At 43.5% G+C, this 14,765-nt stretch carries 9 protein-coding genes; all 9 read left to right on the top strand.

What is annotated here, in order from left to right:
• Positions 1–85 precede the first annotated feature (85 nt).
• The 9 genes from RYO55_RS05875 to RYO55_RS05835 all read left to right on the top strand — a co-directional run bounded on the left by RYO55_RS05875 (position 86) and on the right by RYO55_RS05835 (position 14,403).
• On the top strand, positions 86–2,068 hold the full coding sequence (locus RYO55_RS05875) for a TonB-dependent receptor (protein ID WP_314984598.1): 1,983 nt from the start codon (positions 86–88) through the stop codon (positions 2,066–2,068).
• A 43-nt stretch (positions 2,069–2,111) separates the two neighbouring features.
• Positions 2,112–3,065, top strand: a complete 954-nt coding sequence (locus tag RYO55_RS05870; protein WP_314984596.1) for an ABC transporter substrate-binding protein — start codon at positions 2,112–2,114, stop codon at positions 3,063–3,065.
• A complete protein-coding gene (locus RYO55_RS05865; RefSeq protein ID WP_295817566.1) occupies positions 3,058–4,095 on the top strand; it encodes an iron ABC transporter permease in 1,038 nt (345 codons plus the stop codon). Before RYO55_RS05870 ends, RYO55_RS05865 begins: the two co-directional genes overlap by 8 nt.
• Positions 4,095–4,940 carry an ABC transporter ATP-binding protein gene (locus tag RYO55_RS05860; protein WP_314984593.1) on the top strand — a complete coding sequence of 282 codons (846 nt, stop codon included), beginning with the start codon at positions 4,095–4,097 and terminating at the stop codon, positions 4,938–4,940. The genes RYO55_RS05865 and RYO55_RS05860 overlap by 1 nt, the downstream gene beginning before the upstream one ends.
• 84 nt (positions 4,941–5,024) lie before the next feature.
• Positions 5,025–5,954: an AAA family ATPase gene (locus tag RYO55_RS05855; protein ID WP_314984591.1), complete on the top strand. Its 930-nt coding sequence runs from the start codon at positions 5,025–5,027 to the stop codon at positions 5,952–5,954.
• A gap of 2 nt (positions 5,955–5,956) precedes the next feature.
• Positions 5,957–7,972: a VWA domain-containing protein gene (locus tag RYO55_RS05850; RefSeq protein WP_314984589.1), complete on the top strand. Its 2,016-nt coding sequence runs from the start codon at positions 5,957–5,959 to the stop codon at positions 7,970–7,972.
• 3 nt (positions 7,973–7,975) lie between these two features.
• On the top strand, positions 7,976–11,599 hold the full coding sequence (cobN, locus tag RYO55_RS05845; protein WP_314984587.1) for a cobaltochelatase subunit CobN: 3,624 nt from the start codon (positions 7,976–7,978) through the stop codon (positions 11,597–11,599).
• Position 11,600: 1 nt separating this feature from the next.
• Positions 11,601–12,512 carry an ABC transporter substrate-binding protein gene (locus RYO55_RS05840; RefSeq protein WP_314984585.1) on the top strand — a complete coding sequence of 304 codons (912 nt, stop codon included), beginning with the start codon at positions 11,601–11,603 and terminating at the stop codon, positions 12,510–12,512.
• A 22-nt stretch (positions 12,513–12,534) separates the two neighbouring features.
• Entirely contained in the window at positions 12,535–14,403 is a 1,869-nt protein-coding gene (locus tag RYO55_RS05835; protein ID WP_314984583.1) for a TonB-dependent receptor, read from the top strand.
• Positions 14,404–14,765 lie beyond the last annotated feature (362 nt).

Genomic DNA, 14,765 nt, shown 5'->3' with positions numbered 1-14,765 from the left:
GCGGGCCAAATAAATGTGTAATAATACAAATATGTAGTTTATATAATTGTGTGAATGTATATATGTGTTAAGTGAGGCATTTGGTATGAGACAACAAATTAAGCATCGTATATCTATACTTGTGGGTTTAGCATTGATAGGATTGTCTGTGAATGGATATGCAGCAGAGGTAAGTGCTGATAAGACTCCCACTATAGCTGCATCGAGTGAAACTAATGGAGTATCTGAAATCCATACTATCAATGTAACAGCAAATCGCATGGCTCTTTTAGATTTAGATACGCCGGCTGCGATGGATGTTATTACTCAAAAGGACTTAGCTAATAGCGGTGCTAAAAATGCATTTGATGCAGTTAATATGGTACCAGGCATTACGTCTTTTTCCTATGGTGCATCCGGTCTTGAATATGGGGCTATGGATAGCCGTGTGAATATCCGTGGCCTTGAACGGGGATCCTTGATTCTCATGAATGGGGTACCGATGAACCTCAATGGCAAGGGTGGCCTTAGTTCTATTCCGACTAGCTCTATTGAACGCATTGAAGTATTAAAAGGTGCAGCCTCTGCTTTATATGGCGCTGATGCTATGAGTGGTGTTATCAATGTAATTACTAAGACTCCAAGTAAAGAAGGGGGCTCTGCTACGGTAGGTTTTGGTAATATGGGTCGCCAAACTTATAAAATTAACTATGGCACGCCTCGCTTCTTAATTGGTGTGGAACGTAACTTCTTTGGTGCTCAAGATCCAGAAACCCCTATCCGCTCCGATATCGGTGCTTATGCTAGAGGTTATGAATATTATACAGCTCGTAACAAAGGGAATTCCTTAGGCGTATTTATGAGCGGTAAATTAAATGATAAGTTGACTTTGAACTTTAGTCGCTTTGAAGGTAATTCTTCTTTTGGACAGTTGAGTACAGAAACGAATCCTATTAAGCAAAAGCTTCACTCTACAACATATGCTTATAAAGATACTAAAAATAATGCGTCTTTAGTTTATAAAGATGGCAATACTACAGGTACAATCTTCTACAATGATAGAGATTTGTATGGTAAAAGTCGCATACATAGCAAAAAGACATATACGTTGAGTGATAACAACTATATTGCTCGACAATATGGTTTCGATGTGCAACATGAATGGGACTTCCGCGATGGCAAGGACTATTTCATTGCAGGTGTACTTGGTAAACGAGAAACATATCGCACTACATCTGGTCCATACTATGGAAATCCACATCGCAATAGTTATGCCATTTATGGTACATACTCCTATCAAATCAATCCTAAATGGACTAGTATTTTAGGCTTGCGTTATTCGGATATTAAAGACCCTGTGAAAAATCAACGCGTATTAATTCCTCAGTTCCAATTACAACATCGTATTAACAAGGAATCATCCATGTACATAAATATTGGTAAAGCCTTTAGAATGCCGAACTTAAGCGATACTTTCAAGAAAATTAATAAAGGCTATGCCTCTGTTAGTGGACGTAATTTGAAACCTGAAGAAGGTTGGAATTACGAATTAGGCTATAAACACATTACTAACAAAGATAGCTGGAAAGTAGCGCTCTTCTATATGGACTTCAAAAACTTCTTCTCCTGGAAACCGGATAGCAACGGCAAAAATACGATTCGCGTAAATGGTGGTCGCTATAGAAATGTCGGTATCGAAGCCCAATATGGTCGTAAATTAACAGATCACTTAAAAATGACTGTGGGTGCATCGTATTCTAATCCAAAACAACGAGAAATCGATAAGACCTATTGGAAACAAGCTAACCCTAAATTGCAATTTACAGGGGGTATCCATTATAATAGCTCAACCTGGACTGCAGGTACTAGCATCAACTTTGTCACAAAACGGATGAAGAACCGCGATGGCGGTACAAACCCAAATCTTATAGCTTGGAATGCATACGTAGGCTATCAGTTCAATGAAAACTCATCCTTGCGGCTAGATGCACGTAACTTGTTAAACCGTCATAATGTTATTTCCAACGGCGACTGGGAATACTGGGATGAACCATTTAATTACCAACTCAGCTATACTCAAAAATTCTAGTCTTTATGTAATCACTAATTAGAACTATACAAGGAGTATCATCATGAACAAGAAAATTGGATTTTTCATATGTTTGATGATACTCCTTTGTGTATGTATAGCGGGTTGTGGACCTCAATCGGAGGCAAATGTAACGCCATATACTCGTTATGTTGACAGTCATGATGGCGTTCAAGTTGCTGTTCCAGAGCATCCAAAACGGATTTTATCACTGTCTTCTGCGGTCGACACAATTTTATTAGGACTTATAGAACCAGAACGTTTAGTAGGCATTAATAAATTGTCTACCTATGAGGAATATTCGCTAGAGGCAAAGCGCGCAAAGCTGGTAAAACCAGTGTTGAGTTCGTATCCTTTGGAGAAAATCATAGCCTTGAAACCGGATCTCGTTATAGCGCCAGATTATATATCGGCTGATGTTATCTATGGCTTACGGCACATGGGTATAGCCACTGTTGTGGTACCTACCCCTTCTACGGTGGACGGAGTGATTCAGAATGTGATGGATATTGCTCATATTATCGGCGAAGATGAAAAGGGTAGCTTTTACATTCGGAAGATTCATCGTGAAATAGATGAAATAAAGCACCTAGCAGAATCTATTCCAATTGAGCAGCGCAAGACGGTTCTCTTTGTATCATCTATGGACGGATATACGGGAACAGGAAGCCTTTTTGATGATATGTGTCACTATATGAGTATCTATAATGCACCTGATCGGATTGGCTTACCACCGCACATACCCTTCGGGGAGGAGCGGGTATTAGCCATGAATCCAGACTATATCTTTATTCCTTCCTATAAGGGAATGGATAAGAATTTGGCGGATAGATATTTAAAAAATCCAGCCTTTCAAAATCTACCTGCTATCAAGGAAAATCACGTTAAGCCCTTACCGGCAGCGTACTTATATACTATGAATCAGCATATTGGCGAAGCGATGCTAGCCATTATGTATACTGTGTATCCTCAATTAGAAAGGAATTCTCATGACTAAACAGACACAACGCATCATGGCGATCACTCTGATTGGGGTATTGCTATGTATCGTGAGCTTATTGGCACTCCATGTAGGGACCATTATGATTCCTATTGGAGGGGGCGTCCAAAGTATTTTGAATGGTATGGGCATACCAGTGAGTTTTACTGAACCTATTTCTGCTGAACAAGAGGCGGTACTGTGGTTTATCCGCATGCCGCGCCTCATCATTGGACTGCTCGTAGGCGGTGCCTTGGCAATCGCTGGCGCCGTTATGCAAGGCGTTTTCTCAAACCCTTTGGCGGATCCAGGTATTATGGGCGTATCCGCAGGGGCATCTCTCGGCGCCGTTATTGCCATTGCTCTTGGCGTGACATCTCTCGGGATGTTTTACATGCCTGCTTTTGCCTTTGTAGGGGCCTTTGTATCCGTTGGGATTACGATTCTCTTAACGTGGCGTAATAACAAACTCGACACGACTACATTGTTGCTAGCAGGGGTTGCTGTTAGTATGCTTCTCGGTGCTTTTACATCGGGCATTTTGACTATGATTAATGAATACCGCTTGCGTGAATTCCTATTTTGGATGGTGGGTGGCCTCGATTATCGTCGATGGGACCACGTTCTACTAGCGGTGGGTCCTATCATGACGGGCAGCGTTATATTAATGATGCTCGGTCGTCACCTGAATGTACTCGTTCTCGGCGATACAGAGGCGCGTGCCTTGGGGTTGCCTGTTATGGTGTACCGCATGTTATTCCTGTTTTTGGCATCTGTCGTTACTGCTACTGCGGTGTGCGTCAGTGGTTCTATTGGCTTTGTAGGTCTTGTGGTACCACATATTGTGCGTATCTTAGTAGGGCCAGATCATCGAATACTATTGCCTATGGCGGCCGTTGGAGGCGCATTATTCCTCGTATTCTGTGATACATTAGGTCGCGTTATTGCTCAGCCAGTTGAAATTCGCGTAGGTATCATGACGGCTCTCTTAGGGGCACCGTATTTTCTATATTTACTTCATCGCTTGCGTCGTAAAGGAGGAGCCTAATGAAACTAGATGTTCAATCTCTATCTGTCACATTAGGAGATATAACTATTGTAAAAGAGGCATCCTTTGCTATTGACCGAGGCGAGTTCGTAGGCATTATCGGCCCTAATGGCTCTGGTAAGACAACAATGTTAAAAGCATTGCGTGGCCTTTATCCTACATCTGGTGGAGATATTTTCTGGGATGGTAAAAGCATCACTTCTTTGAGCGACAAGGAAATCGCTCATCATGTGGCGTATATGCAGCAGTCCGTCAATGTTTCCTTTGATTATGAAGCCATCGATATTGTGATGACTGCCCGCTATCCGTATTTGAAATGGTGGCAACAAGAGGGCCCTGAAGATAAGGTCATTGTAGAAAATGCCATGAAAGAGGTGGGCGTGTATCACTTGCGGCATCGGTCCGTACAATCTTTGAGCGGCGGTGAGCGACAACGGGTATTCTTGGCTAAGGCATTAGCACAACAAACAGAGGTGTTGTTACTCGATGAACCGACGGCGGCGCTCGATTTAGTGTACGCCGATGATATTTTCCATGAAGGTCGCCGGTTATGTGACGAAGGAAAAACGATTCTAATCGTCGTTCATGACTTAGAATTAGCTGCTAAATATTGCACTAAGCTCGTCTTGATAAGCGATGGTCGCATCGTTGATGTAGGAACGCCGCGAGAGGTGCTCACTGCAGATAATTTGAAAGCTGCTTTCCATCTGTCCGCAGCGGTTTACGACGATCCATATTTCAAGCAACAACGTATCTTTGTGTTCCCAAAAGGAACTACAGATATTGGGGACTATAAACAAACAGAGACTAGTGGGGAAATGTCAATTGACCCTCAACTGAAATAGACATATAGTTACCTATGTATAGGTCAGTAAATTTCCAGTTTATCTTGATATATTTGTATTGCTATTCCTAGCGAGGTCAGGCTTATGTTATATCCATTTACTGCTATTGTTGGTCAAGATGAAATGAAATTGGCTCTTTTGCTAAATGCCATCAATCCGTCCATTGGCGGTGTGTTAATTGAGGGCGAAAAGGGCACTGCAAAGTCTACGGCTGTACGTGCATTGCCAAGCCTGTTACCTCCGATGGAAACAGGGGCTGATGCGATGACCGTAGTAGAATTACCTATAAATGCTACGGAAGATCGCGTTGTAGGGTCTATTAATTTAGAAAAGGCCTTGCAAGAGGGGGTAAAAGCTTTTGAACCGGGGATTTTACACGCAGCACATCAAAATATTCTCTATGTAGATGAGGTGAATCTATTAGATGACCACATTGTAGATATTTTGCTAGACGTGGCCGCTATGGGGGTAAACACCGTAGAGCGGGAAGGGGTAAGCCATTCTCATCCTTCTCGATTCATCCTCGTTGGAACTATGAACCCTGAAGAGGGGGACCTCAGACCCCAGCTATTAGATCGATTTGGGTTGTCCGTCATGGTCTATGGTGAACAGGATCCAGCACAACGGATGGAGGTGATTAAGCGACGTCTTGCATTTGGCGATGCTCCAGAAACGTTTATAGCGTCTTATGAGGCATCGGAGCGAGCATTACATGAGCGTCTGCTACAAGCTCGCAACTTATTGCCAACCATTATTCCCTCCGATGATATTCTCCTTAAGATAGCAAGCATCAGTGTCGGCGTTGGCGTTGATGGCCATCGTTCAGATATTACGATGATGCACACCGCTCGCGCTCATGCAGCCTTTCACGGTCGCTCACAAATCGTAGATGACGACATTAAGGTGGCTGCAAGATTGACGTTAAAACATCGCATGCGGAGATTGCCTTTTGAAGAACAAGGTCACGACGAAGACCGCATCGATACAGCAGTATCTGCGGTAATCGAGGGCTAGCTATGGATACATCTGTACAAGAGGCGCTCAAAATAGGCCTTGTAAACGACCAGATACATAGCATCGTCATTTCTGGGGGGACTGGTGTCGGTAAAAGTTTTATGGTTCGCCAGTGCCTCGAGATATGGCATATTCCCTATCGTGTTATACCGGTTTATATAGATAGCTCGCAACTTCAAGAAAGCATCGATTTTGAAGCCTCTCTCGAGCAAGGCCAGATAATCATGTCCTCTAGTCTATTAGATGACGATAATACGCGATGCTGGCTCATCGATGATGGTCATGTGCTATCCCCAGAAGTGCGTCATGCCGTATTAACAGAGGTAAAACGCCGACAAATCTTGCTGATTATGACTGTAAATCATGAGGATAGAGCCTTAACTGATGCGGAATGGGAACTTGTAGACGTACATGTATCTATGGAACCAGCTTCATTGGAGTCTAGGGTGGCGGTATTACAACAAACTCGAGATGGAATCTCTTGCGCTGATACTGTGTCAGCCTCCATAGAAGAGGACTCACCTGAGGATGTAGTCAGTTTAATCGATCATAAGCGGATTTCATCTATTGCCGTTCCTGATGCAATGATTTCATTAGCCATTTCCTATGCACTCCAAGCTCGTACTGTAGGTCATGGTGCAGAGTTTGTATTGCTTCAAGTTATGAAATCACTGGCGCTTCTTGATGGTGTTTCTTACTGTAAGCCCATTCATGCAGAGAGGGCCGCTCTTTATGTACTGCCTCATCGGATGAAGCGTGATGACACAACCACATCACAGCCTTCACAAGGGGAGAATGGAAATAGTAAAACGGATAGAAATCAACTGGAAAATAGGGCCGAACATGCATCGGACCAAGCTGATGAAGATGCACAATATGAAGCGGACCAAAATGATTCTATGGGCAATGAAGCAGCTCCTAAGGATTCAAACGCTAATGATGGGGACACTCATTCTGCTATGAATAGTGCAGAAGATGCATCTTCTCAGCAAGACGATTCAAGTGAAGCTGATGGGGCTAATGAGTCCAATGACTTAGCTACGACACAGAAGAAATCCAGTGATTCCGATCCTATGAACGTAGGTGGAGACGACTCACAACACTTATCCTCTTTATGTTTGCCCGATACGGTTGCCCGTATAGCTAACCAATTATTCCAATGGAAACTAGAATCCTCTAAAACAGTAGACCGTCAGTATCGCAAGGGCTCAGGTCGTCGCCTCATGACCAAAACAAAGGACACTAGAGGGCGTATGATTCGAGCTTACCAAGATGAACATGCGCTACAGGACTTAGCGCTGGTCGATACATTGCGTGCAGCAGCACCATACCAACGATTGCGGACTGCTACTAAAACGGAACAAGAAAAACTATCTAGTCAGTCCCAGCAATTAAAGCATCAAGGCGGCAAGGGATTATCTATAGTGATAAAACCTCAGGATTATCGCCGAAAAGCCCGTGAAATGCGCATTGGCGCATACCAGCTCTTCGTAGTAGATGCCAGTGGGTCTATGGCGGCGCGTCATCGCATGGAGGCCACTAAAGCGGCTATTCTCAGTCTCTTGCGAGATTCTTATATCCACCGTGATTCGGTAGGGCTCATTGCATTCCGCAAGGAGTCGGCAGAGGTGTTATTGCCTTTCACGCGCAGCGTAGAGCGAGCAGAACGACTGTTAGCCTCTATGCCTACAGGTGGTAAGACGCCATTAGCTCAAGGTTTACGGATGGCCTATATCCTGTGCGATAGATTGTTGCGTGCCCATCGGGCGGAACGAATTCAGATTATATGTATCACCGATGGTCGAGCTACGTCGGGTGATTCTGAGGACCCTGTAGCAGAGTCCAAGCAATGGGCTCGTATCCTTGGTACTTTGCCTGTAGATTGTATCGTTATCGATACGGAAACAGGCTTTATCAAACTTGGATTGGCTAAGGAATTATGTAAATTGATGAATGGCAGTTATTATGCCATGGATACTATTACGGCAGAGCGTATTTTGCGAGTATCTCGGAGGTAGATCATGAGTCGACTCATGTATATTTCTAACTTAGGAAAACAAATCCAATATATAGAAAAGGCTGTTGCTACCTACCCTGAATTGATACAAGGCGAGGTGGATATTTGCAATATGAAAAAGCCGCCTCGCTGGGACAGTGATTTTGAAAGTCGCCTTCGTGCTGCCGATGTAGTACTCGTAACAAACATGGGGGTTGGCTTAGACTCGCCATTCTTAGAACGCCTTGAACGATGGCTATATGCGCATCATCCAAAATACTGGATCGATGTGGTAGAGCCTAAGAAAACGGATATTCTGTATCGTAATATAGATGAGGATAAACGGATTCGTCTTGAAAGTTATCGTCGTACTAGTGGCATCATGAACTATGTGCGGCTCATTAACGGTGCTTTCAGTACAAAACCAATTTCTGAATGGGAAGAACCTGACCGAATTCCGTGGCAAGCCATTATGGGGAGAGCAGGCAATATCTACGAGACCTACGATGAGTTTATGGATGCCGAAGGGAACCCAGCTTGGCCGTCCATCGCGGTGTACTTTTACCGTGACGAGTGGATTATGGGGGATATTTATTATCAACAGGCCTTATTTGAAGAAATTTATAAACATCAGTACAATCCGATTATCTTTTATGGGCAATACGGTTCGAATCCTCGCGTAGGCATTCCGAATATGAAATTGTCCATGAACCATCTTTTTGGGAAGGATGTATTCCCTTTTGACGTGCTTATCAATACTTGTAAATTCTCCTTCCAGTCCTTAGGGGCTCAAACCTTGGAGGAGTTAAAATTACAGGATGTACCTATCATTCAAGGGTATACCATATACATGGATGAGAAATCCTGGGCTGAGAATCCTCAAGGAGTTACGCCGTTAGATGTGAATTTATCCATATCACAGCCTGAGTTAGATGGCGTTATTCAAGGCGGTGTAGTGGCTTGTCAGACCTTTGATGAGCGTGGTCACTATGTGTATTTACCTGTGAAAGAGCGCATTGCGGCCGTCGTTCAGCGAGCTATTAAATGGTCTAAGTTGCGTTATATTCCTGTATCTGAGCGAAAAGTAGCCATTATTTTACACAACTATCCGCCTAAGAATTCTAATATTGGTTCTGCAGCAGGCCTTGATACACCTGAGTCGGTGCTACGATTATTAGAACAGATGAAAGAGGAAGGTTATACGATAGATTCTGTGCCTGATACGAGTGCAGATTTAATGGACATTGTTACATCCCACATGACAAACGACCGCTCCATGCTTACCGATGAGTTGCTAGCCTCGGCTGAAGGTCGCTTGAGCAGTAAGGATTACAAAGCATACTTTGAAACACTGCCAGCAGATACGCAACAAGCTATGGTTACATCTTGGGGGGAGGCCCCAGGAGATGTATTTGTCTACGATGATGAAGTCATCATTCCAGGTTTTTCCAATGGCAATCTGTGGATTACGGTGCAACCACCGCGCGGGTTCGGGGAGAATGTATCTGCCATTTATCACGATCCTTGTTTACCTCCACCGCATCAATATTTGGCCTTTTACCACTGGGTTCGGAATGTCTTTCAAGCTGATGCGGTCATTCATGTAGGCACACATGGCTCCTTAGAATGGCTACCAGGTAAGGGGGCTGGTCTCAGTGCTAGTTGTTATCCTGAAATCGGTATTTCTAGTTTGCCGAATATCTACCCGTACTGGACAACCATCATTGGGGAAGGTATACAAGCAAAACGGCGTAGCTCTGCTTGCTTAGTCGGTCACTTATCGCCACCGATGACGACGGCGGGGCTCTACGATGAATTTGAAGAGCTAGAAGCTTTACTAGATGAGCATAGTCATTTTGAACAGGAGCATCCTGAGAGTGTAGCTGACATAGGCGAAGAGATTCGCGAAAAGGCCCTGGCCTGTCATCTTATCGATGAAGAAAAGGGGCCTACTATGGTGGTGGACGATATTATTACAGAAGTTCACGAAAAGCTAAGTGATTTGAAACATATGCAAATGCGCAATGGTTTACATATCTTGGGTCAAGGTCCTGAGGGGACAGATTTAGAAGAATTTATTACTGCTATCATACGGACCCCTCAAGGGGATATTGCATCAGCTCTTGAAACGCTAGCCGCTGAGTTAGGGTATGATTGGTCGTATCTAGAAAAACATGCTGGCGAAATCAATGATGACGGAATTCGTAATAATGTGATTATCGATCGAATTTGGCAGGAATTACGAGCGTTTGTGTCTAATATTATACATAAACCAGATTATAAGGCGCCTCAAAGTTTAGAGCCTTTGGTAGATGCCATAATTCGTGAGTATATACCTAAATTAGGTCAAACCAAAAATGAGCTTAGCTCTATCTCTAAAGCGTTACAAGGAACCTATGTTGAACCTGGCCCCGGTGGAGCCCCATCGAGTGGTCAAGTCGATGTATTATCTACGGGTCGTAACTTTTATGGTTTAGATGAAAGAGCCTTGCCTACAAAGATAGCCTACCAATTAGGTATAGAGCTTGCAGATCAAGTTATGGCTGATTATATTTTAAATGAACAGCGCTATCCTGAGACGATAGGGATTATCTTATGGGCTAGTAGCAACTCTAGAAGTCATGGTCAGTGTTTAGGTGAATTCCTCTATTTGTTGGGGGTTCGCCCTAAATGGCAATCTAACGGTCGTATTTCAGGTCTCGAGGCCATTCCATTAGATGAATTACAACGCCCTCGTATCGACGTGATGGGCCGCATCAGTGGTCTTATTCGAGATATGATGCCTACTGCCATTAGTTGGCTCGACAAGGCCGTTGAAATGGTGGCAGAATTAGATGAGTCCTTGGAAGACAACTACGTGAAAAAGCATATTCATGATGATGTGGATTGGCTTGTTGAACAAGGTGAAGATCCTATGCTAGCCACTAAAAAGGCGCGCCTTCGTATCTTTGGTGACCCACCACAAGCCTATGGCACGGGTGTGGGTGCCCTGATTGAAGGGAAAAACTGGGAGTCCTTAAGCGACATTGCACAAGTTTACAGCAAGTGGAGTAGCTTTCACCTGCACAAGGACATTCCTCAGGATATGAGGCTATTCCAACGGCGATTAACTACGATGGATGTAACCATTAAGAACGAAGATAATCGGGAAACGCACATTTTGAGTGCTGATGATTATTATAGCTATCATGGTGGTCTCATTGCGGCGGTGCGAAATGCAAAAGGTAGTGCCCCTCGTGCCTATGTGGGGGATAGTACAGATCGCAGCCGCGTCGTGATGCGGTCCTTATCAGATGAGTTTCGCCGCGTTGTACAAGGGGAAACGCAGAATCCGAAATTCATTCAGGCCATGATGAACCATGGTTACAAAGGGGCATCGGATATGTCTAATGTGGTTTCTCATAGTTTTGGCTGGGATGTTACCAGTGATGTGGTGCCTGACTGGGTTTATGAGGGGTATGCTAAGAAATATGCCTTAGACAAAGTGGTGCAAGACTGGATGCGCAATGTAAACCCTTGGGCCTTACAGCGGATTGCAGAAATTTTGTTAGAAGCTGCTCAACGTGGCTATTGGGATGCAGCTCCAGATATGCTGGAGGAATTGCAGTCTCTATATATTTCCATGGAAGGTGTTATAGAAGGTCGTTAATATGAAACAAAGAATATCTATTATATGTACCATATTAATGATGGTACTTCTGGTGGTCGGCTGTGGTCCTACGCAAACAGGGACTACGGGCACCACACATCAAGTTACAGATGGAGCAGGGGTAGCCGTTACGGTGCCTAACGAGCCGAAGCGCATCGTTCCCATCGCTGCGAGCACAGAGGATATCGTGTTATCTTTGGTTGATCCGAGCCGAGTGGCAGCTGTTGGCACGGTGCCTAACAATGTGCCTGACGAGTCTGCCAAGGTCGGGACGCATGTGAAAGCAACTGCTGAATCTATGCTGTCTGTACAACCTGATCTAGTGTTAGTTCCAAATTGGATATCTCCAGATGCGATTGGGGAAATGCGAAATATGCAGATTCCCGTTTACGTCTACAAGACTCCGACTACGGTAGAAGAAGCAAAGGCTGTTATCCATGAAATTGCAGGACTTTTACATGCATCGGATGAAAAGATGATAGCTAGTATGGATGCAGATTTGAAAACTGTCGAAGAATTAGCAAATAAACATACCGGTGAACGCCCTGTAGTGGCATTTTATACGCAATTTGGTCTAACCGGGGGCAAAGGGTCAACCTTTGATGATATGACTAAATATTTGAAGGTCACCAATGCGGCTGCCCAATTAGGATTAGGCCCTTTTGATAATGGAACGCGAGAGGATTTAATTAAAGCGAATCCGGATATTATTATTATTCCATCTGTGTCTTACACTTCGGATGGTACTACACCGGCAACGGCAGAACAACTCTATTCTGATCCTGCTCTGCAAGGGGTTAAGGCCATCGCCAATCGCCGTGTGTTCCTCGTAGATTCCTTGCAGGTCATGAGTTATTCCCAATTTATGACACGGGCAATGGTTTCTATGGCACAATATATATATGGTATGTAGGTTAATGTGTGTGGAGGTTTTTATGAAAGTATCAAGAATGCAACGATTATCTATGTACGTAGGGTTAGCCCTCGTATTTGGTAGCACTTTGAGTGCACCAAATGTATTAGCTGTTGAGGGTGGGGATGCGAAAGAATCGCATACCATTGTTGTTACCGCAACTCGTAGTGAACAACAGCTTTCAGAAGTGCCAGCTAGTGTAGGCGTAGTAACAGGTGACGATATTCGTGAGCGCCATGCTACGAATATGAACGAAGCCTTGAACATCGTACCGGGCGTAGATATTAATACGTATGGTGGTGGCGTAGGTTACACGAACTCCAATGTGTTCCGCATCAATGGTTCCGACCAAGTATTATACTTGGTAGACGGCATTAATATGGGCGCAGCTGGTGTAAACCCGCCGATGACTATTTTGAAAGATATGTCTAGTATTGATCGCGTTGAAGTACAACGTGGAGCAGGTTCTACTTTGTATGGTTCCGGTGCTATCGGTGGTGTAGTAAACGTAATCACTGCAAAACCTGAGCAAGGTGTACAAACTAAACTTCGCGTGATGGGTGGTAGCAATGATTTAGAGCAATACGCAATTACCAATGAAGGTAGCAAAAATGATTGGTACTGGCGTGTAGGCGTACAAAAAGATATCATTGGGTCCTACAAAGATGGTCATGGCGTGCGCATTCCTCAACATGGCAACAGCCATACTGCATCCTTCATGGTGGGCAATACAATAAATGATAAGAACGATGTAAAAATAGCTTACGACACATATCGTGGTGATGTAATGTACTCCGACCATTTGGGTGCTCTTAATCACATTCGTTATGGTAATGAAGCGAATGACTCCTTACGTGCGATTTGGAACAATAAAATCAGCAATCGTTGGAGCCATCAATTATACTTGATGAACAATCATTATAAAACAACATATGATGGGTACTTAACGGATGTGAAGACTCGTGGTATTGGTGATCAAGTTACGTATAAAGCAAAAGACCATACTGTAGTAGGCGGCTTTGACTGGCGTCAAGATAAAGTGGTTAACATGGGCGGCGTGAAGCTTACGAACGCATCTTACTTTATTCAAGATGAATGGAAATTTGCTCCTAAGTGGACTGTAACGCCTGGTATCCGCGTTGACCACCATTCCTCTTTCGGTACTCATACATCTCCATCCATCAGCCTCGGCTATGATGTAAATGAGAAGACAAATGTGTATGCTGCGTATAAAGAGTACTTCTTGGCACCTACACCATACCAATTATTTGATGGTTTCAATGGCAACCGCAATTTGAAACCGGAAACAGGTCATGAATTTGATTTAGGTGTACACCACAAATTCGGTAAAACATGGAATAGTAATCTTAGCTTCTTCAGCCGTAGTACGAAGGATAAAATCGGTTGGGTTATGACTGATCCGGCAAACTTCACAGGTCAATATCGCAATTTTGACACTGAAAAAGCTCGTGGCATCAATGCGGATGTGCGTAAACAATTGACTAATCACTTGTCCGCACGTCTTGGCTATACGTATACTCATATCGATGCAACACCAACTCGCAAAGCAAACCGTGATGGATATGTACCAAAACATGCTGTTAACGCAGGCCTTGATTACAACGATGCTAAATGGGATGCTCATTTGGATATTCGTGGTATTATCAATCGTCCTGGTACAGCAGATAATGTATTCCCACGTAAAACGTATTGGTTGGCTGATATCAGCGCTAACTATCGCATACGCGAAAATGTTACTGTATTTGGTCGTATCAATAATATCTTTGATACATACTATGCGGAACAATCTAACGTTCGTTGGGGCAACCCTGGTGACTGGTGGCCAGGTCAAGGTCGCAACTTCCGTCTAGGTGTAGAAGTGACTATCTAATAGATATAACTACTGCAATGGTTCGATTATAAAGCTATACTAATAATTGACAATTACGTCGTAGTTATTTGTATAGCTTCAAAAAGTAATCTATATCATGGTGAAAGAGCCTCTCGTGGGGCTCTTTCATTTTTATTATAGTTTTTGATGGTATATTGAGACCGCACTAAGTACCATGAGAGTTATTTTCAATAACCGATAAATTAAGTATAGGTAAATAAGTATATGTTATAAAACTATAGATTTTCTATAGTAAAAGCTCTATAATATTATGTATCTATCTATAGGTATTCATAGTTTATGTTTTGTGATGTACTTGTATATTTGCTTGTATAGTAAGTGTTTTGTTACTTTCACAGTTA

It is taken from the genome of uncultured Veillonella sp. (genome assembly GCF_963551295.1).
Lineage (GTDB): Bacteria > Bacillota > Negativicutes > Veillonellales > Veillonellaceae > Veillonella.
Note: the sequence above shows the minus strand (reverse complement) of the source record. Positions and strands in the feature narration are given on the sequence as shown.

What these genes read in the sequence shown, in the direction of transcription:
- RYO55_RS05865 (WP_295817566.1), top strand. Translation starts at nt 3,058, where the DNA reads ATGACTAAACAGACACAACGCATCATGGCGATCACTCTGATTGGGGTA.
- RYO55_RS05855 (WP_314984591.1), top strand. Translation starts at nt 5,025, where the DNA reads ATGTTATATCCATTTACTGCTATTGTTGGTCAAGATGAAATGAAATTG.
- RYO55_RS05850 (WP_314984589.1), top strand. Translation starts at nt 5,957, where the DNA reads ATGGATACATCTGTACAAGAGGCGCTCAAAATAGGCCTTGTAAACGAC.
- RYO55_RS05860 (WP_314984593.1), top strand. Translation starts at nt 4,095, where the DNA reads ATGAAACTAGATGTTCAATCTCTATCTGTCACATTAGGAGATATAACT.
- RYO55_RS05835 (WP_314984583.1), top strand. Translation starts at nt 12,535, where the DNA reads ATGAAAGTATCAAGAATGCAACGATTATCTATGTACGTAGGGTTAGCC.
- RYO55_RS05840 (WP_314984585.1), top strand. Translation starts at nt 11,601, where the DNA reads ATGAAACAAAGAATATCTATTATATGTACCATATTAATGATGGTACTT.
- cobN (WP_314984587.1), top strand. Translation starts at nt 7,976, where the DNA reads ATGAGTCGACTCATGTATATTTCTAACTTAGGAAAACAAATCCAATAT.
- RYO55_RS05875 (WP_314984598.1), top strand. Translation starts at nt 86, where the DNA reads ATGAGACAACAAATTAAGCATCGTATATCTATACTTGTGGGTTTAGCA.
- RYO55_RS05870 (WP_314984596.1), top strand. Translation starts at nt 2,112, where the DNA reads ATGAACAAGAAAATTGGATTTTTCATATGTTTGATGATACTCCTTTGT.